Genomic DNA, 21,455 nt, shown 5'->3' with positions numbered 1-21,455 from the left:
AGCGCGGCATAGCAGATCGGCAGGGGCCAGAGAAACCCCGGTTGCGCGAACATTTCCTTGAATGACCCAAGGTTTGCAGGGACATTGATTCCGTCAGGGCCGCGTCATCCGCCGCCCATTCGCACATTCTGGGAGGGAATTTACATGACCAAGCCGTTCTTTCGCACCTTTGCCGGCGCCATGGCGCTGGGCGTGGGGCTTCTCGCCTCGCAGGCCATGGCCCGGTCGGACATCACAATCGCCATGCAGCTGGAGCCGCCGCATCTGGACCCTACCAGCGCCGCCGCACAAGCCATCGATTCGGTCGTCTACACCAACGTGTTCGAAGGGCTGACCCGGTTCATGGGCGATGGCTCGGTCGTGCCGGGGCTGGCCGAAAGCTGGGAGATTTCCGAGGACGGAAAGGTCTATACCTTCACGTTGCACGATGGCGTCACCTTTCACGATGGCACCACGATGGATGCCGAGGACGTGAAGTTCAGCCTCGACCGCGCCACCGCCGAGGACAGCGCCAATGCGCAGAAGGCCCTGTTCGCCGGGATCGAAAGCGTTGAGGTCGTGGACCCGCTGACCGTCAGAATCACTCTGGCGGAACCCAACGGCAATTTTCTGTTCAACCTGGCCTGGGGCGACGCGGTGATCGTGGCGCCCGAAAGCATCGAGGGCATCAAGACCAACCCGGTGGGCACCGGTGCCTACAAGTTCGCCGAATGGGTCCAGGGCGACCGCATCACGTTAGAGCGAAACCCCGATTACTGGGGTGACCAACCCGCGCTGGAGAAGGCCACGTTCAAGTTCATCTCGGACCCCACCGCCGCCTTTGCCGCGATGATGGCCGAGGACGTGGACGTGTTCGACAATTTTCCCGCCCCCGAGAACCTGCCGCAGTTCGAGGCTGATCCTAGGTTCCAGGTGCTTGTCGGCTCGACCGAGGGCGAGACCATTCTGGCGACCAACAACAAGAAGCCGCCCTTTGACGACGTGCAGGTGCGGCAGGCGCTGGCCCATGCGATCGACCGTCAAGCGATCATCGACGGCGCGATGTTCGGCTATGGCACGCCGATCGGCACGCATTTCGCACCGCACAACCCGGCCTATGTCGATCTGACCGGCAATTCGGCGCATGACCCGGACAAGGCCCGCGCCCTGCTGGCCGAGGCCGGGTTCGCAGACGGGTTCGAAACTACGCTGCACCTGCCGCCGCCCTCCTACGCCCGCCGCGGGGGCGAGATCGTGGCCGCGCAGCTGGCCGAGGTCGGGATCAAGGCCGAGATCATCAACGTGGAATGGGCGCAGTGGCTGGAAACCGTGTTCAAGGGCAAGGATTTCGCCCTGACCATCGTCAGCCATACCGAGCCGATGGACATCGGCATCTATGCCCGGCCGGATTACTACTTCCAATATGACAACCCGGACTTCCAGGCCCTGATGGCGACGCTGAACGCGACCACCGACCCCGACGAACGCACCCGCCTTATGGGCGAGGCGCAGCGCATGATCGCCGAGGATTACGTCAACGCCTATCTGTTCCAGCTGGCCAAGCTGGGCGTGGCCAAGGCCGGCGTTCAGGGCCTGTGGGAAAACGCGCCCACGGCGGCCATTGACCTGACCGCGATCAGCTGGGCGGAATGAGCCTTTCGGGTCCGCCCTGCGGGCCCGTTTCCCCATATTAGGGTCTGTTTCAGATGACACGTTGCCTGGTTTCGGTGTTTTTCTTCATGGCCGCCCTAGCTCTGTCTGGGCCCTCGGGCGCGCAAGGGTTGTTTCAGGATGGCCACAGCGCGCTGTTGGGCACCCCGGAGAACCCGGTCGAGGTCGGCGTCGGCATCAAGATCGACCAGATCACCTCGGTCGATCAGAAGGCCGAGAACTATGGCGCCGTGGTCGTGCTGCGGTTTGAATGGAGCGATCCGGCCCTGGCGTTCGATCCGGATGAGCTGGGCCGCGATTTCCGCGTGTTCGATCCGCCGGCCTTCGTACGCCATGCGGCCGCACGGGATGCGGTGGTTCCCGCCTTTGTCATCCACAACCAGCAGTCCAACCGCTGGGTGCACGAATCCGCGGCCGCGCTGCGCCATGATGGGCATGTGACGTTTGTCGAGAAATCCTCGCTGACGCTGCAGGCGCCGCATTTTAACTTCCTCAGGTTCCCTTTCGACACGCAGGAGTTCCATTTCGAGGTCGTCTCGGTCTTTCCGTCCGACTTCGTGCATTACTACGCGCTTGACCAGTTTTCGGGGCTGGGCGACACGCTGGGCGAAGAGGAGTGGATTCTGGGCAACGCCCGTATGCTGGCCTCGACCACGACCGGCCTGTCGGGCAATGAAAGCGATCAGGTGTCGCTGGTCTTTCAGGGCAAGCGCCACCTGACCTACTATGTCATCCGGGTGTTCCTGCCCATGCTGGTGCTGGTTCTGGTCGGCTGGGCGCTTTTCTTTCTGGACGAATACCGTAAGCGGATCGACATCGCCGGGGCCAACCTGCTGGTCTTTGTCGCCTTCAACTGGGCAATCTCGGCCGATCTGCCCAAGCTGGGCTATCTGACCTTTCTGGATTTCATCCTGCAATGCATGTTCCTGATGACCGGGGCGTTGGTGGTGTTCAACGTTATGCTGCGGCGGCTCAAGGTTTCGGGGCGCGAGGACACGGCGCGCAAGCTGGACAACTACGCGATCAAGTGGATTTATCCGCTGGGCTATGCCGCGATCGTGGGCTACGCGGTCTGGGCGTTTCTGATGCAGTCCTGACGCGCTGTGCCGCTGGACCGGCGGCCAATCCCGGCCTAACGTGGCGGCAATGCTCCGATATGCGCTCAAACGTCTGATTTCGCTGGCACTCAGCCTGGCCGTCGCTTCGGTGGTCATCTTCGCGGTGATCGAGGTGGCGCCGGGGGATCCGGCCTCGTTCATGCTGGGGGTGAACGCCCAGCCCGAAACGCTGGCTGCCCTGCGCGCCGAGCTGGGCTTGGACGTGTCACGGCCGCAGCGCTATCTCAACTGGGTCAGCGGCATGCTGGCCGGAGATTTCGGCACCTCGTACACCTATCGCACGCCGGTGGCGCAGATGGTGGCCGACCGGTTGTGGGTGTCGCTGCCGCTGGCGCTCTACGCGCTGACATTGTCGACGCTGATCGCCTTTCCGGTCGGTATCTACGCCGCCGCGCGCCGGGGGAAACCGGGCGATCTGGCGGTGATGGGAGCCACGCAGCTGGGCATCGCCGTGCCGAACTTCTGGTTTGCGATGATGCTGGTGCTGATCTTCGCCATCAACCTGCGCTGGTTCAACGCGGGCGGGTTCGCGGGGTGGGACAAGGGCCTGTGGGCCGGGCTGCACTCGCTGACCTTGCCGGCGATTGCGCTGGCTCTGCCACAGGCGGCGATTCTGTCGCGGGTCATGCGCTCGGCGCTACTGGACATTCTGGGTGAGGATTTCATGCGCACCGCCCGCGCCAAGGGCCTGTCGCGCCGTCAGGCGCTGTGGCGGCACGGGGTGCGCAACGCGCTGATCCCGGTGCTGACCATCATCGGGCTGCAGTTTTCCTTCCTGCTGGCCGGATCGATCATCATCGAGCAGGTCTTCTATCTGCCCGGGCTGGGGCGGCTGGTGTTCCAGGCGATCTCGGCGCGGGACCTGATCGTGGTGGAGTCGGTGGTGATGCTGCTGGTCTTTGCGGTCATCACGGTGAATTTCCTGGTCGATCTGGCCTATGCCGCGGTCGACCCCCGGTTGCGGAGCCGCACATGAGCCGGTCTCTGATTCTGGGGGCGGCGCTGTCCTCGGTGGTGGTGTTGATGGCGCTGCTGTCCTTCGTCTGGACACCCTATGACCACGCCGCCCTGAACATCCCCGACAAGCTGCAGCCGCCCAACGCGCAGCACTGGTTCGGTACCGATCATTTCGGGCGAGACATGTTCTCGATGATCATGGTGGGCGCGCGTACCTCGATCGCGGTGGCGTTGGTGGCGGTGGGCATCGGCATGGGGTTCGGCGTGCCGCTGGGTCTGACGGCCGCGGCGCGCAAGGGGTCGTGGCTGGACGAACTGATCATGCGCGGCAACGATCTGGTCTTTGCTTTCCCCTCGCTGGTCATCGCCATCCTGATCACCGCCGTCTTCGGCCCCGGTGCGGTGAACGCGATCATCGCCATCGGCATCTTCAACATCCCCGTCTTTGCCCGCATCACCCGCGGCGCGGCCCTGTCCCTGTGGGAGCGCGAGTTCATCCTGGCCGCCCGTGTCGCGGGCAAGGGCGCGGCGCGGATCTCGGCCGAGCACATCCTGCCCAACGTTGCCAATTTGCTGATCGTGCAGGGCACCATCCAGTTCAGCCTTGGTATTCTGGCCGAAGCGGGGCTGTCCTATGTCGGCCTCGGTGCGCAGCCACCCACGCCCAGCTGGGGCCGGATGCTGGCAGATGCGCAGACGATGGTCAGTTTTGCCCCGCATTTGGCTCTGATTCCGGGGCTGGCGATCATCGTGACGGTGCTGGGGCTGAACCTGCTGGGCGACGGGCTGCGCGATTGGCTTGACCCTCGCATCCGGGTGGCCCGCGCATGAGCCTGCTGGAAATCCATAACCTGTCGCTGTCGATCCACCGGGTCCCCGTTCTGGACCAGGTCAGCCTGTCCATCGACCCCGGTCAGATCGTGGCCGTCACCGGTGAGAGCGGCTCGGGCAAGTCGATGACGGCGCTGACGGTGATGCAGTTGCTGCCCGCAGGGGCCGTGGCCAGCGGCTCGGTCCGCCTTGACGGGCACGAGGTTCTGAACAGCCCCGAGGACGAGATGTGCCGCCTGCGCGGCGCGGCCGTCGGGATGGTGTTTCAGGAGCCGATGACGGCGCTCAATCCGGTGAAGACCATCGGTGATCAGGTGATGGAGACCATCCTGATCCACAAGGCCATGCCCGCCGACGCCGCCCGCGCGCGCGCCCAAGAGGTTCTGACCCGCGTCGGCCTTCCGCCTGATCGCTTTCCCCTGTCGCGCTATCCGCACGAACTGTCGGGCGGGCAGCGGCAGCGGGTGGTGATCGCCATGGCCATCGCCCTGCGCCCCAGGCTGCTGATCGCGGACGAGCCGACAACCGCGCTGGACGTGACCACGCAGGCGCAGATCCTCGACCTGCTGCGGGGGCTGGTCACCGAATACGGCATGGGCCTGCTGATGATCACCCACGATCTGGCGGTGGTGGCCGACATGGCCGACCGGATCGTGGTGATGCAGAAGGGGCGGGTGGTCGAAACCGGGGCCACCGACCATCTGCTGCGCCACATGCAGCATCCCTATACGCGGATGCTGTTTCAGGCCTCGGGCCATCGGGTCGCATTGCCTGCGCCGCCCGCGCCCGCGCCGCTGCTCGAGGTCCGCAACGTGGTGCGGGACTATCGCCTGCCGCGCACGCGGTTGTTTGAAAAGCCCGGCCATCACCGGGCCGTGGACCACGTCAGTTTCACGCTGAACCGGGGCGAGCGCCTTGGACTTGTGGGCGAGTCCGGCTGCGGAAAATCGACCCTGACACGGGCTGTTTTGGGGCTTGAGGAGGTTCAGGGCGGGCAGATCCTGCTGGGCGGCCTGCCAGTGTTCACCGGTCGCAAACCCAATCTGGCCGTGCGCCGCAAGATGCAGGTGGTATTTCAGGACCCGTTCGGCAGCTTCAACCCCCGGCATCGGGTCGCCCGCCTGATCACCGAGCCTTTTCACCTGCTGGGAACGCCGCCCACCGGGTCCGAACGGCAGCATCGGATCGCCGAGATGCTGACCGCCGTAGGCCTCTCGCCGGACGATGCGGGGAAATACATCCACGAATTCTCGGGCGGGCAGCGCCAGCGCATCGCCATCGCCCGCGCCCTGATCATCCGGCCCGAGCTGATCCTGTTCGACGAAGCCGTCTCGGCACTCGACGTGTCCGTGCGGGCGCAGATCCTCGACCTGCTGGCCGAGCTGTGTGCGGCCTATGACCTGACCTACCTGTTCATCAGCCATGACCTGAGCGTGGTGCGCACCATCACCGACCGGGTGATGGTGATGCAAGCAGGCCGGATCGTCGAGCAGGGCGAGACCGAGCGCGTGTTCGCGGACCCGCAGCACCCCTATACGCAATCCCTGATCCAAGCCGTGCCGAAATTGCCCGAGATCGGGCAGGGCGCAGCATGAAATCCCATTGTTAGAGCCTGTTTTGGAGGCAGATATGCTAAATCCCATCTGGTTTGACCCCACCCTGTGCCTGATCGGCGGCGATTGGGTCGCAACCGACGACACGCTTGATCTGACCAACCCGTCCGACGGCACACCGCTGTGCCGGATTGCGCGTGGTGGGGCGCCGCAGATCGATGCCGCCGTGCAGGCCGCGCAGGCGGCGCTGGACGGTGACTGGGGCCGGATAACCGCGCTGGAGCGGGGCCGCATCCTGACCCGGCTGGGGCAGTTGGTGCGGGACAGGACCGAAGAGCTTGCGCTGCTCGAAGCGTTGGACGTTGGCAAACCGCTGACCCAGGCGCGCGCCGACGCACTGGCGCTGGCGCGGTATTGCGAATTCTACGGCGGTGCGGCGGACAAGGTGATGGGTCAGACCATCCCCTATCTGGACGGCTACACCGTCTATACCCTGCGCGAGCCGCATGGCGTGACCGGCCATATCGTGCCGTGGAACTACCCGATGCAGATCATCGGCCGCTCGGTCGGGGCGGCGCTGGCCATGGGCAATGCCTGCGTTCTGAAACCGGCCGAAGAGGCCTGTCTGACAGCACTGGCCTTTGCCCATCTGGCCACCGAGGCCGGCCTGCCGCCGGGGGCGCTGAACGTGGTGTCCGGCATCGGGTCCGAGGCGGGCGCGGCCCTGTCGGCGCATCCGGGTGTGCATCATATCTCGTTCACCGGGTCCGTGGCGACGGGCGCGCTGGTGCAGCAGGCGGCCGGGGCCAACGTGGTGCCGGTGACGCTGGAACTGGGCGGGAAATCTCCGCAATTGGTGTTCGATGATGCCGATTTGCAGGCCGCGCTGCCGTTTCTGGTGAATGCGGGCATCCAGAACGCGGGTCAGACCTGCTCGGCCGGGTCGCGCGTTCTGGTGCAGCGCGGGGTCTATGCCGAGGTCAAAGCGCGCATGGCTGCCGCCTATGCCGACCTGACCGTCGGCCCCGCGACCGAGGATCTGCGGGTCGGGCCGCTGATTTCGGACCGGCAGAAACAGATCGTGACCGGGTTTCTGGCGCAGGGGGCCGATCTTGAGATCGCAGCACAAGGCCGGATCGTGGATCACGCGCCGCCGGGCGGGGCCTATGTGCGCCCGACGCTGTTTGGGGACGTGCCGCCCGATCATCCGCTGGCGCAGCAGGAAATCTTTGGCCCGGTGCAGGTTCTGATCCCCTTCGGCACCGAGGAACAGGCCATACAAATCGCCAACGGCACAGAGTACGGGCTGGTGGCCGGGGTCTGGACGCGGGACGGCGCGCGGCAGATGCGGCTGGCCAAACGTCTGCGCGCGGGGCAGGTGTTCATCAACAATTACGGCGCGGGCGGCGGGGTCGAGCTGCCGTTCGGCGGGGTCGGAAAGTCGGGCCATGGCCGCGAAAAGGGGTTCGAGGCGCTGTACGGTTTTTCCCAGTTGAAAACCGTGGCCGCCCATCACGGCTGAGCCGGGCTAGACGATCACTTCGATCGCTTCTTGTTCCCCTACGCCAAAGACGCGCTTGTAGCGCTCGATCTCGCCTTTCGGCCCCATCGCCTTTTCGGGGTTGTCCGAAAGTTTCACCGTCGGACGCCCATTGGCCGAGACCGCCTTGCACACCAGCGAGAACGGCGCCAGCGCATCCCCCGGCACCAGCCCGCGGAAATCGTTGGTCAGCAATGTGCCCCACCCGAACGAGACCTTCACCCGGCCCGCGAATTGGCCATGCAATTCGCGGATCTTGTCCACGTCGAGCCCGTCCGAGAAAATGATCCGCTTCTGGCTGGGATCCTCGCCGCGCGATTTCCACCAGTCGATGGCGATCTCGGCGCCCTTGGCCGGATCGCCGCTGTCGATGCGGATGCCGGTCCATCCGGCCAGCCAGTCGGGCGCGCGGTCCAGAAACCCCTTGGTGCCATAGGTGTCGGGCAGGATGATCCGCAGGTTGCCATCATGTTCGTCATGCCAGTCGCTCAGCACGTCATAGGGCGCGCGGGCCAGTTCTTCGTCGGTTTCGGCCAGCGCCGAATAGACCATCGGCAGTTCATGTGCATTGGTGCCGATCGCCTCGACCTCGCGCCGCATGGCGATCAGGCAGTTCGACGTGCCGGTAAACGCCGGGCCCAGCCCTTCGATCATCGCCTGCACGCACCAGTCCTGCCACAGGAAGGAATGCCGCCGCCGGGTTCCGAAATCTGCGATGCCCAAACCGGGAATGCCGCGCAGCGTTTCGATCTTTTCCCAGACACGGGTCATGGCGCGGGCATAGAGAACCTGAAGTTCGAACCGGCGCATGTCGTTCAAAACCGCGCGCGAGCGCAGCTCCATCAGCACCGACAGCGCCGGGATTTCCCACAGCATGACCTCGTGCCATTTGCCTTCGAATGTCAGCTCGTACTGATCGCCGCGGCGTTCGAGGTGATAGGGCGGCAGGCGCAGATTCTCGAACCATTCCATGAAATCGGGGCGGAACATCTGGCGTTTGCCGTAGAATGTATTGCCTCGCAGCCAGGTGCTTTCACCCCGGCTGAGGCTGAGCGAGCGGATGTGATCCAGCTGTTCGCGCAACTCGCGCTCGTCGATCAGATTGGCCAGGGGGACGTGATTCGACCGGTTGATCAAGGAAAACTCGACCGTTGTTTGAGGTCGGTTTCGAAACACTGACTGGCACATCAGCAGTTTGTAGAAGTCTGTGTCGATCAAAGACCGGACAATCGGGTCGATCTTCCATTTGTGATTGTAGACACGGGTCGCGATGTCGACCATGGGGAACTCCTGCCATTTCCGTTGTTAGATCAATCGGGGTGGTGAATGGCAAGAGTCGCGGATTTGGTAACAATGCCAAGGACAGGCCATAATGCGGGCATAATGTCTGTTCTTTTCGCGGTCTAGTTAAACGGTGGGATGGTACGAGAAGGTAGTAGTTGGTTGAATGGGTCTGGCTTACGACTTTGATATTGTAACGATTGCAAAAGATGGGGGCGATTGCGGTTCGACCGAGCCGAAAACCGCAACGGTCTGTGCGCGTTTTCGCGACGTGAAGACGGCCGATGCTCTGAGGGGGGCGTCACCGAAGCTGCGTCAGGTGTTCGTGGATGCCGGGTTCATTCTGGACAGCCACGGCAGCGGTGAATCGCGTGGTTTCTATCCGCCCGAAGACGCCGCGGCCCGCGAAAAGGTCCTGCGCCAGCTGTTTGCAAATATTCGGGCCACGGGGTTGCGCGGCCAGTATTGCGGTGAATTCGATCTGCGCGACTTTCTGCGCCATGTTCGCAGCGCGCAGCCTGGGATCGGCATCAAACGCCGCGATCCGGTGCGCCGCCCGCAACCGGCCACACCCGCGCCCGCAAAACCTGACCGAAGAACCGTGCCGGGGCGCATTGGCTTCGCCCTTGGCCTTGCGGTGATCGTGTTCGTCCTGCTGAAATACCTGGCTGCGGCGGGAGCGACGCCCTGAATCGCTAGGCCAACGTAACACCCGTGTCGCGCATGGCCTGTTTCGCCGCTGCGAGCGATCCATCCAGATCGATTGCGCGGCAAGCGCCGGTTCTGACGGTCACGTCAAAGCCCAGCCGGGCCGCATCCACAGCTGAATAATGCACGCAGAAATCGGTCGCCAAGCCCACCAGCGTCAGCCGGTCGATCCCGCGCGTGCGCAGATAGCCTTCCAGCCCGGTGGGCGTGGTGCGGTCGTTTTCGAAGAAGGCCGAATAGCTGTCGATCGCGCTGCGAAAACCTTTGCGCAGGATCAGGTCGGCATCGGTACGCAGGTCGGGGTGGAATTCGGCGCCGGGCGTGCCCTGAACGCAATGGTCGGGCCACAGGACCTGCGGGCCATAGGGCATCTCGACCAGATCATAAGGTGCTTTGCCCGGATGGGATGACGCGAACGAGGAATGACCCGCCGGGTGCCAGTCCTGCGTCAGGATCACCGCATCGAAATCGGGCATCATGGCATTGATCGGGGCGACGATCTCATCCCCGTTGGGAACCGCCAGCGCACCGCCGGGGCAGAAGTCGTTCTGGACGTCGATCACGATCAGGGCATGGGTCATGGCGGCCTCCTTTGCGTGTCCTATCGGTAGGCGGGCGGGCGGGGGTCGTCAATGCGGTGTCTTGCGTTGCGGGGGGCCGCGCATTAGATCGCGGCCATGTACACGATCGCCGCACTGTATCACTTCACCCGTTTTGCCGACCCGGACGCCCTGCGCGCGCCGCTGTTGGAGCTGTGCCGCGCGCAGTCGGTCAAGGGCACGCTGCTGCTGGCGCATGAGGGCATCAACGGCACCATCGCCGGCCCACGCGCCGGGATCGACGCGGTGCTGGCGCATATCCGGGCGCTGCCGGGCTGTGCCGATCTGGAATGGAAAGAGGCCACCGCCAGCCAGCCGCCTTTTGGCAAGATGAAGGTGCGCCTGAAGAAAGAGATCGTGACTATGGGCCAGCCGGATGTCGATCCGCGCGCCCGCACCGGCCATTACGTCGAGCCGCAGGACTGGAACGACTTGATCAGCTCGGATGATGTGGTGGTGATCGACACGCGCAACGACTATGAGGTGTCGATCGGCACATTCGAGGGTGCAATCGACCCTAAAACAGCCAGTTTCCGCGATTTTCCCGCCTGGTGGGAGCAGAACAAGCACCGGTTCCACAACAAGCGCGTCGCCATGTTCTGCACAGGCGGCATCCGCTGCGAGAAATCCACCAACTATCTGCTGGGGCAGGGGATCGAGGATGTCTATCACCTGAAGGGCGGCATCCTGCGCTATCTCGAGGAGGTCCCGCCCGAGGACAGCACCTGGAAGGGCGAGTGCTTCGTGTTCGACAATCGCGTTTCCGTAGGGCACGGGTTGGCCGAGGGACCGCACCAGCTGTGTCATGGCTGCCGCCGCCCGATCCTGCCCCAGGACATGGAGCGCCCCGAATACGAGCACGGCGTGTCCTGCCACCAATGCATCCACGAGACGTCCGAGGCCGACAAGGCCCGGTTCCGCGAACGGCAGAAACAGATCATGCTGGCAAGGGCGCGGGGCGAAGAGCATATAGGCGGCCAATAGCTTCGAATCCCGCAAAAAAGCTTGCGATGATGCGCCCGGCGTTAAAAAATGGCCGGTACCCGTGCTTGGGAGGGGGACGATGGCGCATGATCCAACCACATTGCAGGATTGGAAGCCCACGCTGATCGCAGCGATGGGCCTTGTCATGCTCAGTGCTCTGGCTTGGTACATCCTTTCACACCTGACCGAATCCGCCGCCGGCGACACGATCGGAGCCGCAGCCACCATCGGGTTGGCGATTTGGCTGTTCTCGCAAACCTGGTACTACATTGCGCTTGTGCGCTCGCCCAAGCGGCAGTTGCTGCTGATGGGGATTTCCTTCATTCAGGTCGTGCCGTTCCTGTTCGCTGCAGTCTACGGGTCATACGGGTACTACGATCTGTGCGTTGAAGGCGCCCGCGGTCCGGCGGACGTCCTGTATTTCTCGTATGTTACCTTCACGACGGTTGGTTTTGGTGACTTGCGGCCAGTTGGCGTGTGCCGCGCGCTTGCCGTGGCCGAGGCGATTACCGGCTATATTCTACTGGGCCTGTTCGTGGCAGCGGCCGTAGGGCTGTATGGTCGGTCGCATCGCCATCGCCATGACAAAGACGCCTGAGTCCGCCGGCCCCATTTCTTCACTTGTTCTGATCAATCCATCGCGACATCGCGCGTTTGTCGCGGAAGCACTCGCTGGGGATCGGGCGGCGTTTGGTGCGCGAGATCCGCTCGGCAAAGGCCACCTGTTTGCCCGTCGGGTAGTCGGCAAAGGGGGAGGGATCGTGCGGCTTGTGCGCCGAGATCCAATCGGACATGGATCGCCGGTCGCGCTGCGCCTCGACCGGAATCTCCAACGCGGACTGCTGGGCGATCGCGCGCGCATAGCGCATCTGACGGTCCGTGACGGGCAGAATGTGGTAGTCGTTGGTCGGCCCCATCGGGGTGGTTTTGCGCAATGACTGTTCCATCTGGTGATCCTCCGATCATGTAGAACAGAAATGGAACATTAACCATTATTTTCAAGAGGCCCCCTTTTTTTGTTGGCAAGAATTCGCCCAAAGCAGTGCTTTATTGACTGATCAATCAATAATCATTACCTGCGGATGAAACCGACCGGCACCGGTTCCCCGGGGCCCGAGTAAAAAGGATCCGCGATGAAAGTTCAGCCCAAGGCCAGCCACTTTATTGATGGCGAATATGTCGAAGACACCGCAGGCACCCCGATCGACGTGATCTATCCGGCCACGGGCGAGGTCATCGCCCGCCTGCATTCGGCCACGCCGCAGATCATCGAACAGGCTCTAACCAGCGCAAAACGGGCACAAAAGGCCTGGGCAGCGATGACCGGAACCGAACGCGGCCGCGTCCTGCGCCGCGCCGCCGACATCATGCGCGAGCGCAACCGCGAGCTGTCGATCCTGGAAACCCATGACACCGGCAAGCCGTTGCAGGAAACGTTGGTGGCCGATGCGACCTCGGGTGCGGACGCAATGGAATATATCGGCGGGCTGGCCGGGTCGCTGACTGGCGAGCATATCCCGCTGGGCGGCGGCGACTTCGTCTATACCATCCGCGAGGCGCTGGGCGTCTGCGTCGGCATCGGCGCGTGGAACTACCCCACCCAGATCGCCTGCTGGAAGGGCGCCCCGGCGCTGGCCTGTGGCAATGCGATGGTGTTCAAACCCTCGGAAACCACGCCCCTGTCGGCGTTGAAAGTGGCCGAGATCCTGATCGAGGCCGGCGCGCCCAAGGGCATCTACAACGTGGTTCAGGGCTATGGCGACGTGGGCGCCGCGCTGGTCACCGACCCGCGCGTGGCCAAGGTGTCGCTGACCGGCTCGGTGCTCACGGGCCGCAAGGTCTATGCCGCCGCAGCCGAAGGCATGAAACACGTCACGATGGAACTGGGCGGCAAGTCGCCGATGATCGTGTTTGACGATGCCGATATCGACAACGCCGTCTCGGGCGCGATCTTGGGCAATTTCTATTCCTCGGGTCAGGTCTGTTCCAACGGCACGCGGGTCTTTGTGCAGAAGGGCATCAAAGAGGCCTTCCTGGCCCGTCTGACCGAACGCCTTGCCAACGTGAAGATCGGCGACCCGATGGATGAGGCCGTGAATTTCGGCCCGATGGTCAGCGAAAACCAGATGAACATCGTTCTGGGCTATATCGAAAAGGGCAAGACCGAGGGCGCACGGCTGGTCCATGGTGGCGCGCGGCTGGATCTTCCGGGCTTCTACATTCAGCCCACTGTCTTTGCCGACGTGACCGACGACATGACCATCGCCCGCGAGGAGATCTTCGGCCCCGTCATGTCGGTGCTGGATTTCGAAACCGAAGACGAGGTGATGGCCCGTGCCAACGCCACCGAGTTCGGCCTGGCCGCCGGCGTGTTCACCAACGACCTGACCCGCGCCCATCGCGTGGTGGCCGGGTTCGAGGCAGGCACCTGCTACATCAACACCTACAACCTGGCCCCTGTCGAGGCCCCGTTCGGCGGGTCGAAAATGTCAGGCGTCGGGCGCGAGAATTCGAAGCTGGCGATCAACCACTATTCGGAAATGAAAACCGTCTATGTCTCGATGAACGACGTCGAGGCACCCTACTAGACGTTCCCAAATCGGGATTCCGGTCCAACTTGCCCTGTTCCCGACATTTGGGGTCGGGAACAGAGCATACGGTGTGCAGGTCCTGTGGCTGACTTCTGAGGCAGAGGGGTGACGCGTCCCCGCCAGTCAGGAGAAAAGCCCAATGAGAACCCATGCACAGGCCGTCGTGATCGGAGGGGGCCTTGTCGGTTGTTCGATCCTTTACCACCTTGCCAAGCTGGGCTGGACCGACGTGATCCTGCTGGAACGGGACGAACTGACCAGCGGTTCAACGTGGCACGCTGCGGCCAACATCCACGGGCTGCACGACAACAACAACGTTACGCGCATCCAGCACTACACGATGAACCTGTACAAGCAGCTGGAGCAGGAAACCGGGCAGGGCTGCGGCGTATTCCAGCCGGGATCGCTGTATCTGGCCCAGACCGAGGCGCGCGAGCACCAGCTGCGCCTGCAGGAGGCCAAGGCGCGGTTCTACGGCCTGAACTTCCATGAAATCAGCCGCGAACAGGCGATGGAACTGCACCCGCTGGCGCAGTTCGATGACATCCGTTGCATCATGTATGAACCCGACGGCGGCAACGTGGACCCCTCGGGCGTGACCCACGCCTATGCCGCCGGAGCGCGGGCGCTGGGGGCTGAGATTCAGCGGTTTTGCCCTGTAATAGGGACTGAACAGCAGCCTGACGGCTCGTGGATCGTGCGCACGGAAAAGGGCGACATCCACACGCAATGGGCGGTCAACGCCGCCGGGTTGTGGGGGCGTGAGGTGGCAGCGCTGGCGGGGCTGGAACTGCCGCTGCAACCGACCGAGCACCAGTATTTCGTGACCGAGGCGATTGACGAGGTGGCCGCCCTTGGCCGCCGTCTGCCCTCGATCGCCGACCGCGACGGCGAGTATTACTTCCGGCAGGAAGGCAACGGGCTGCTGATCGGCGCCTATGAGAAAGACATGCGGTTCTGGGCCGAGGATGGCACGCCGCTGGATTTCGCCCATGACCTGTTTCCCGACGATCTGGACCGGATCATGGAAAACGTGATCCGCGCGACCGAGCGTGTGCCGGTGGCCGCCACCGCAGGCGTGAAACGGGTGATCAACGGCCCGATGATCTGGTCGCCGGACTCCAACGCCATCTGGGGGCCGGTGCCCGAGCTGTGCAACTATTTCTGCTGCACCGGCATCATCCCCGGCTTCTCGCAATCGGGCGGGCTGGGGCTGTTGGCTGCGCAATGGATGATCGAGGGCGAGCCGCAATACGACATGTTCGCCTGGGATCTGGCGCGGTTCGGCGACTGGGCCGACAAGAACTTCACCAAGGCCCGCGTGCAGGACCAGTATTCCCACCGCTTCGCCATCCATTTCCCGAACGAAGAACGCAGCGCTGGTCGGCCGGCTCGCGTGCGCCCCGCCTACGAGATGCAGAAACAGTTGGGCGCGGTCTTTGGCCTGAACTGCGGCTGGGAACACCCGCTGTGGTTCGCCGACCGGCCCGGAACGGTCGAAACCACCGGCTTCACCCGCCAGAACTGGTTCGAACCGGTGGGGCACGAGGCCCGGATGCTGCGCGAGAGCGTGGGCGTGATCGACATCTCGAACTTTGCCAACTACGTCGTCAAGGGGCCGGGCGCGCATGACTGGCTCGACCGGCTGGTGGCCAACCGGGTGCCGACCGAGGTGGGGCGGTCTTGCCTGACCCCGCTGATTTCCGTGCGCGGTGGCGTGGCGGGGGATTTCACCATCACCAAGACGGCCCAAGACGAATACATGATGATCGGCTCGGGCATGGCCGAACGCTATCACCAGCGGTTCTTCAACATGGTGGACCTGCCCGAGGGCACCACCTTCGAGGTCGCCACCAACCGCATCGCGGGCTTCAACATCGCCGGCCCGAAATCGCGAGAGGCCTTGCAACGGCTGACCAATGCCGACCTGTCGAACGCGGCGTTCCCCTTCATGCGCTCGGCCACGATCGAGGTTGCCGGGGTCACTTGCCTGGCCATCCGCGTCAGCTTCACCGGCGATCTGGGGTGGGAGCTGCACTGCGCCGAAAGTGACCAGATCAGACTCTATACAGCGCTTCTGGACGCTGCCCGCGCCTGCAATGGAGGGCCGGTCGGTGGCCGGGCTCTGGGTGCGTTGCGGATCGAAAAGGGCTATGGCTCATGGGGGCGTGAGTATTCGCAGGAGTACTGGCCGCACGAGGTCGGTCTGGATGGGTTGATCAAGCCAGACAAGGATTTCCTGCACAAGGCGGCTTGGCTGGCGATCAAAGACAATCCCGCGCGCGAGCTGCTGTCGATTTTCGAGGTCGATGTCCCCCACGATGCCGATGCCAGCGGGGGCGAGCCGATCTTCACCCCAGATGGTACGCCCGTCGGGCGCGTCACCTCGGGCGCTTATAGCTATACGGTCGGCAAGTCGCTGGCCATCGGATACGCCAACCCAGCCGTGGCCCAGCCGGGTGACGAGGTACATATCTTCATCCTGGGCAAACCGCACAGGGCTCGGATCCTGCATGCGCCTGCGTTCGACCCCGAAGGCCTGCGCCTGCGAGACCAGAAACCGGCGATGGAGGGTGCCAAGTGACCGAAACCTTCGCCCGCGTTGCCGAGTTTGTTCTGAACCGCCCGGCGGACCAGATGCCCGACAGCGCGCGCGAAGCGGCGGCCCTGATGCTGCTGGATACTTTGGGCATCGTGATCGCCTCGACCCCGATGGAGGCCGGCGTGATCGCCCGCGATACTGCCGCATTGCTGTACGGATCGACCGATCCTGCGTTCTCGGCGCGGATGTTGTGCGACGGGCGCCGGGTCAGCCTGGCGGGCGCGGCCTATGCGGCGGCGACGCAGACCGACAATCTCGACGGGCACGACGGCTACAACCCGACCAAGGGGCATATCGGCGTGGTGGCCGTTCCCGCACTGGCGGTTCTGGCCCAAGACTGCCCGGACCTGACAGGCCCCGAGGCGCTGGCGGCGTTGATCGTCGGATACGAGGTCGCGGGCCGCGCCGGCATCGCCCTGCACGCCACGGTCAGCGACTATCACACCTCCGGGGCCTGGAACGCGCTGGGCGTCGCGGCGATGGCAGCCCGCTTGCGGGGCCATTCACCGGACCAGTTGCGCCAAGGCCTTGGCATTGCCGAATATCACGGCCCCCGCAGCCAGATGATGCGCGAAATCGCCAACCCCACGATGCTGCATGACGGCTCGGGCTGGGGCGCGCTGGTGGGCATGTCGGCGGCAATTCTGGCCGAGCGCGGCTTTACCGGCGCCCCCGCCATCACCATCGAGGAGGACCGCGCCGCACCCTATTGGCAGGACCTCGGCACGTTTTGGCAGATGGAACATCAATATGTGAAACCCTATCCGATCTGCCGCTGGGCTCATGCCGCCATCGACGGGCTGCGCACGGTGATGAACTCGCACGGTCTGACCCATGACCAGATCGCCCGCGTCGAGATCCACAGTTTTCACGAAGCGGTTCAACTGTATTCGGGGATGCCCGAGACGACGTCGCAGGCGCAATACTCGCTGCCATTTGCCGTCTCGACTTTTGCGGTACACGGGCGGATCGGGGTCGAGCACATCAGCGGCGATGGATTGTCCGATCCGATGGTCGCCGATTTCCTGAGCCGCATCACCGTATCCGAGTCGGACCGCCATAATTCCCGCTTTCCCGCTGGGCGCTGGGCCGACGTTCAGGTAACGACGCAAGACGGTCGCGTTTTCCGCTCGGGCGACATCCATGCCCGGGGCGGGCCTGAGTCTCCGATGTCGCGACAGGACGTCATCGACAAGTTTGTCGAGTTTTCTTCTCCGGAAATCGGAGGGTCTGCTGCCAAGAATCTGAGCAGGGCGGTTTTGAACCTTACCGATCCCGGCACCCGGTTTAGTGACATAGTGCAGCCTCTCTACCGGTCGGTGAAGTCGTCAGCCTGACCCGACCAGCCTTGCAGTTGCAAAGGATAGGTCGACAGCGTTTCATATCGTGCGCCGTCCGGCCGAAGTGTGGAAGAGTTCAGGTTGAACTGGGTCACCACCATGGTGGTTTGGGGAACTGGGATATGCAAAATGGCCTTGTTTAGAGCCGATTCAATACCCCGAACTATGGTGATATGCGGTCGAAAGCGGCGGCGTTGCAGCGTCAGCCCGGCCCGCCCAATGCACTGCAGGACGCTTTCATGCAGGTGCAGGAGTTCAGGATCGCGCTCTACCACCATGTGCAGCGAGTTTCCGAAACTGCCCAGCCCGGACAGTCTGACGGAAAAGGCCGGGCGCCTCAGCACTTCGAAGTGATCATTCAATTCGATCAAGGCGTTTCGGGTCTGGTCGCCCAGGAAAGCCAGCGTCAGATGAAGGTTTTCAGCAGACAAACTTCGACCGCAATGTGCTGCGCGAGCAACGTCGGCGCATATCTGGGCGATTTCGGAAGATACGGGAATGGCGACAAAACATCGAATGAGCGCTCCGGACATCCATTGTCCCTTATCTGGATAAGGTTGAATTTGCCGGGCAGTCTGCCGGTGCTTGCTCTTTCAGACAAGCGCATGCTCTCAATGCGAGGCGCACAAGCCGGCTGTTCGTCGCGCGGATCCTGACTATTCCAATTCAGTTGTCATGTTCAGCAATTCGGTTATCTTCTGCCGCGTGTCGGCGCTGGTCTCAAGCAGCTGTTCAGCGTCCGAAATCGGCTTGTCCGGTTCTCGCTGCACTGGCGCACGCAGGGCCGAGCTCAGATCTATGACCTGCCCCAGCGCGGTGTCCTTCGCCCCAACTTCTTCCAAGTTGAATCCCGCCCACCATGACAGGCGCGCGGCGGTATCTTCATCCCCTATGTCCCGCCAAGCCTCAACGGCGGCCGTGTAATTGCCCATATCGGTCAGGGCTTGTGCCCGCAGCCTTTCAGCGACATCGGAGGGATCCTCGGCCAATTCGCGCAGGGCCAGATCCGGTCGGTTTTCCAGCAGCGCGGCCCGGGCCCGAAGGATGGCGCGGTCGCGCCTGCGTGTCCCATCCGAACCTGCATCAGTCAAGTCTCGGGCTTGCTTGGCAAAGCCGAGGTCCGCAAAACGCTTGGCAAGCAACAGCGAAGTCTCGGTCGAATTAGACTCTAGTTCATATGGTTTCAGAGTACTTGAATACAGCAGAAAGGTCACATCATCGGCGCGCTCTGCTGCCAGATGCAAGATACGATTGCGCGTGCCGGACCAGGTCTCGTATCCGCGATGGGCATCAAGAATATCGAAGGCTGCGGAAAACTCGCCGCCCAGGGCAAGCGCCAGGGCGTGACCGCGGGCCATGACCGGGCCCAATTCAGAATTGCGCAGTTCGATAGAGTAGCCCGAGATCAGATCTATTTGCCGTCTCGAAACGGCCCCGCCCTCTGCCCACTTCTTTTCAACAAGCCGGGCCAGGGCAAGCGGGGTTTCCAAATCCGAGCTTGGGTTGTCGATGACGTCGTTCAACAAAATGTCGCTGGTGTCCGCATCTCCCTCAGCGGCAGCAACAGTTGCCTGCGCGAGTGTCACCTCGGGGTGTTGCAGAGTTTGGATGCGATCCACCGAACGTAGTACCCGCCGGGCGGCCTCAAGCTGACCGGATTTGACGAATATTTCGGCCAGCCTTGGGCCGAGGATCCGGCGTAGATGCTCAGGAAGCCTCAGGAACGCCTGTTCCATCCGTTCCTGCTGCGCATCATCCTGCAACTGGCCATCTGCCATCGCGGCCCACATGGCAACCGCGCCGTCGCAGCGTTGCAACCCCCGCAGTTGGTTAGGCTCTGATACAGGCTGATCATCAATTATTTGCGCGACTGCTCGAACCCATTCCTGTTCCGGCGATGCATCTTCCATCAACTGCAGAACCTGAATGGCCTCCGAACCGAAACCCCAGTGTGCCAACAGCTTTGCAAGCTTGAGCGCGATGGATCCATCGACCCTGTCGAACTCCAGGAACAACCCCGCCCGCAGTTCAGCCACCTGATGCGCAAAGGGCCGACCGTCAGACCAGGTGTCGAACCCCAATTCGGCATCCGAAATACAGGCTGGCAGCGACTCCAGAGGTTGCAGTGGTGGCTCTCCCAGTTTGCCCAACTCGTCAAGGATCGAGCTTACCCGGATATGGGCAGGCAAATCCCGCGCGATGCCCGGAAGCGTTTCAGTCGCCGAGGCACGCGGACCCGGAGGTGTGACATTCAGGTCGACAAGCTCGCGATCTGCGCCTTGCAACAGACGGGTCGAAAGGCGCTGCTGCAGGTCATCACGATCCAGTTGCAGAAGGGGGGCAACGATTTCAATTGATGGCGTTCCGGCCTGTGGACGACGTTTGGAAGTCTGCTCTGGGATCACAATCGATGGAATGTACAGACTTGGCGGAGGCAAGGCTTTTTGTGCCGCGATGTCCACAACGATCATCGTATCCTTGTACAAAAAAGCGGTCGCCGCGCAATCACAGCCGAAGTCCAGCTCAAGCGGCGCGCCGGGATCGGCCTGCGATATGGCCTCAAGCCGGCCTGCGGACAATCGTGCAAAGACCGATCCGGTCTTGAATTCCACGTCGTCCAAATCGACCGCCAGGCGAGCGCCGTTTTTCCGGTGGGCGAGGCTCCAGGTGGTGCCCGCAGGAACGCTGAGAACAAGCCGCGTGAAGCCGTCATGTTCGCCGGACCGCACCGGAACGTCCTTCGCCAGCACTCCAGTTGCCAATGCGCTCAGGCCAAGGGTCAGGAGCAAAACCCGGATCATGCTGCCGCCTGCTTGATCTCTTTCAAGGCTTCTTCCAATTCGGTGAAGCCGGGGCGATTGTGGGTCGGCGTGTTCTGGCGACCAACCTCGATACACATTGCGGGGTTGTGGTTGTGCAAGTTGGCAACCAGAACTTCCCGGATCAGTTGATAGAAGTGGTTGTCTTCCTCCACGACCGCTTTCAGCTTTCCGGCGAAGGGGCCGACCAGCCCGTAGGCCAGAAAGACGCCCAGGAAAGTCCCGACAAGGGCACCTCCGATCAACTTGCCCAAGACCTCGGGCGGTTGGTCGATCGAGCCCATGGTCTTGATCACGCCCAGAACAGCCGCGACGATCCCAAGTGCCGGCAACCCGTCCGCCACGGTTTGCAGGGCGTGGCTGGAATGCATGGCGTGGTGGAAATTGGCATCCATCCGCTTTTCCAGAACCTCTTCAACCTGATGGGGATCGTCATAGTTCATCGCCGCCGACCGCATGGTGTCGCAAATCAGGTCAACCGCCTCTTTGTCCGCCTGTATCTTGGGGAAGGCCGCAAAAATGGCCGAGTTTTCAGGGTCTTCGATATGCTGCTCGAGCTCGACCGGATTTGAACGGGCAAGCCGGATCAGCGAGAACAGAAGGCACAGCAGATCGCGGTAGTCTTCGGGCTTCCATTTCGGGCCTTTGAAAACCTTGCCCAGATCCTTGATCGTGTGTTTGACCGCCGACAGGTCATTGCTGATCAGAAAGGCGCCGATGGCGGCCCCGCCGATCATCATCATCTCGAACGGCAGAGATTTGAGGATGATCGCCATCTTGCCGCCGGCGGCGAGGTAGCCGCCGAACACCATTACGAAAATAAAGACGATTCCAAGAATTCCGATCATGTGGTCTCTCCGGCAGAGCGGTCTTTGAGGGTGG

The 21,455-nt window shown here is 62.9% G+C and carries 18 protein-coding genes; 12 read left to right on the top strand and 6 right to left on the bottom strand.

Annotation, left to right across the window (positions count from 1 at the left end):
- The first annotated feature begins 144 nt into the window (after window positions 1-144).
- Genes ACR0BA_RS12295 through ACR0BA_RS12270 form a run of 6 tightly spaced genes read left to right on the top strand, consistent with a single transcriptional unit; the run spans window position 145 to window position 7,631 of the window.
- A complete protein-coding gene (locus ACR0BA_RS12295) occupies window positions 145-1,632 on the top strand; it encodes an ABC transporter substrate-binding protein (protein ID WP_480637110.1) in 1,488 nt (495 codons plus the stop codon).
- A 53-nt stretch (window positions 1,633-1,685) separates the two neighbouring features.
- Window positions 1,686-2,747 carry a ligand-gated ion channel gene (locus ACR0BA_RS12290; protein ID WP_480728177.1) on the top strand — a complete coding sequence of 354 codons (1,062 nt, stop codon included), beginning with the start codon at window positions 1,686-1,688 and terminating at the stop codon, window positions 2,745-2,747.
- A 49-nt stretch (window positions 2,748-2,796) separates the two neighbouring features.
- On the top strand, window positions 2,797-3,744 hold the full coding sequence (locus ACR0BA_RS12285; RefSeq protein ID WP_480728175.1) for an ABC transporter permease: 948 nt from the start codon (window positions 2,797-2,799) through the stop codon (window positions 3,742-3,744).
- Window positions 3,741-4,556 carry an ABC transporter permease gene (locus tag ACR0BA_RS12280; protein ID WP_170360463.1) on the top strand — a complete coding sequence of 272 codons (816 nt, stop codon included), beginning with the start codon at window positions 3,741-3,743 and terminating at the stop codon, window positions 4,554-4,556. Before ACR0BA_RS12285 ends, ACR0BA_RS12280 begins: the two co-directional genes overlap by 4 nt.
- Entirely contained in the window at window positions 4,553-6,151 is a 1,599-nt protein-coding gene (locus tag ACR0BA_RS12275) for an ABC transporter ATP-binding protein (RefSeq protein ID WP_480728173.1), read from the top strand. Before ACR0BA_RS12280 ends, ACR0BA_RS12275 begins: the two co-directional genes overlap by 4 nt.
- A gap of 34 nt (window positions 6,152-6,185) precedes the next feature.
- Complete coding sequence (locus ACR0BA_RS12270) at window positions 6,186-7,631, top strand: aldehyde dehydrogenase family protein (protein WP_480728171.1); 1,446 nt, start codon at window positions 6,186-6,188, stop codon at window positions 7,629-7,631.
- A 6-nt stretch (window positions 7,632-7,637) separates the two neighbouring features.
- Here the strand turns inward: ACR0BA_RS12270 and pncB are convergent, their stop codons facing one another.
- Window positions 7,638-8,930, bottom strand: coding sequence for a nicotinate phosphoribosyltransferase (gene pncB / locus ACR0BA_RS12265; RefSeq protein WP_480728170.1), 1,293 nt, complete (start codon window positions 8,928-8,930; stop codon window positions 7,638-7,640).
- 166 nt (window positions 8,931-9,096) lie between these two features.
- Here pncB and ACR0BA_RS12260 point away from each other — a divergent pair, with 166 nt between their 5' ends.
- Window positions 9,097-9,621, top strand: a complete 525-nt coding sequence (locus ACR0BA_RS12260; RefSeq protein WP_480728168.1) for a hypothetical protein — start codon at window positions 9,097-9,099, stop codon at window positions 9,619-9,621.
- A 4-nt stretch (window positions 9,622-9,625) separates the two neighbouring features.
- Here the strand turns inward: ACR0BA_RS12260 and pncA are convergent, their stop codons facing one another.
- Window positions 9,626-10,219 (bottom strand): bifunctional nicotinamidase/pyrazinamidase, encoded by a 594-nt coding sequence (pncA, locus tag ACR0BA_RS12255; RefSeq protein WP_480728166.1) that lies wholly within the window; start codon window positions 10,217-10,219, stop codon window positions 9,626-9,628.
- Window positions 10,220-10,315: 96 nt separating this feature from the next.
- Here pncA and trhO point away from each other — a divergent pair, with 96 nt between their 5' ends.
- On the top strand, window positions 10,316-11,221 hold the full coding sequence (gene trhO, locus ACR0BA_RS12250) for an oxygen-dependent tRNA uridine(34) hydroxylase TrhO (protein WP_480728164.1): 906 nt from the start codon (window positions 10,316-10,318) through the stop codon (window positions 11,219-11,221).
- Window positions 11,222-11,300: 79 nt separating this feature from the next.
- The gene (locus tag ACR0BA_RS12245; RefSeq protein ID WP_170364636.1) at window positions 11,301-11,819 is read left to right on the top strand and encodes a potassium channel family protein; all 519 of its coding nucleotides are present in this window, start codon (window positions 11,301-11,303) and stop codon (window positions 11,817-11,819) included.
- Window positions 11,820-11,838: 19 nt separating this feature from the next.
- On the opposite strand, the gene ACR0BA_RS12240 is transcribed toward ACR0BA_RS12245, so the two are convergent.
- On the bottom strand, window positions 11,839-12,168 hold the full coding sequence (locus ACR0BA_RS12240) for a hypothetical protein (protein ID WP_170364639.1): 330 nt from the start codon (window positions 12,166-12,168) through the stop codon (window positions 11,839-11,841).
- A 186-nt stretch (window positions 12,169-12,354) separates the two neighbouring features.
- Here ACR0BA_RS12240 and betB point away from each other — a divergent pair, with 186 nt between their 5' ends.
- The 3 genes from betB to ACR0BA_RS12225 all read left to right on the top strand — a co-directional run bounded on the left by betB (window position 12,355) and on the right by ACR0BA_RS12225 (window position 17,751).
- Window positions 12,355-13,809, top strand: coding sequence for a betaine-aldehyde dehydrogenase (gene betB / locus ACR0BA_RS12235; RefSeq protein ID WP_480728162.1), 1,455 nt, complete (start codon window positions 12,355-12,357; stop codon window positions 13,807-13,809).
- 142 nt (window positions 13,810-13,951) lie between these two features.
- Window positions 13,952-16,396 (top strand): GcvT family protein, encoded by a 2,445-nt coding sequence (locus ACR0BA_RS12230; RefSeq protein WP_480728160.1) that lies wholly within the window; start codon window positions 13,952-13,954, stop codon window positions 16,394-16,396.
- On the top strand, window positions 16,393-17,751 hold the full coding sequence (locus ACR0BA_RS12225) for an MmgE/PrpD family protein (RefSeq protein WP_480728159.1): 1,359 nt from the start codon (window positions 16,393-16,395) through the stop codon (window positions 17,749-17,751). The genes ACR0BA_RS12230 and ACR0BA_RS12225 overlap by 4 nt, the downstream gene beginning before the upstream one ends.
- Here the strand turns inward: ACR0BA_RS12225 and thpR are convergent.
- From thpR to motA, 3 genes are all read right to left on the bottom strand, one after another.
- Entirely contained in the window at window positions 17,724-18,287 is a 564-nt protein-coding gene (gene thpR / locus ACR0BA_RS12220; RefSeq protein WP_480728157.1) for an RNA 2',3'-cyclic phosphodiesterase, read from the bottom strand. The genes ACR0BA_RS12225 and thpR overlap by 28 nt on opposite strands.
- A gap of 123 nt (window positions 18,288-18,410) precedes the next feature.
- On the bottom strand, window positions 18,411-20,555 hold the full coding sequence (locus ACR0BA_RS12215) for a hypothetical protein (RefSeq protein ID WP_480728156.1): 2,145 nt from the start codon (window positions 20,553-20,555) through the stop codon (window positions 18,411-18,413).
- Complete coding sequence (gene motA, locus ACR0BA_RS12210; protein ID WP_480728155.1) at window positions 20,552-21,421, bottom strand: flagellar motor stator protein MotA; 870 nt, start codon at window positions 21,419-21,421, stop codon at window positions 20,552-20,554. The genes ACR0BA_RS12215 and motA overlap by 4 nt, the downstream gene beginning before the upstream one ends.
- Window positions 21,422-21,455 lie beyond the last annotated feature (34 nt).

Source organism: Ruegeria sp. CI5 (assembly GCF_056536885.1).
This window is presented reverse-complemented; position numbering and strand designations above follow the sequence as displayed.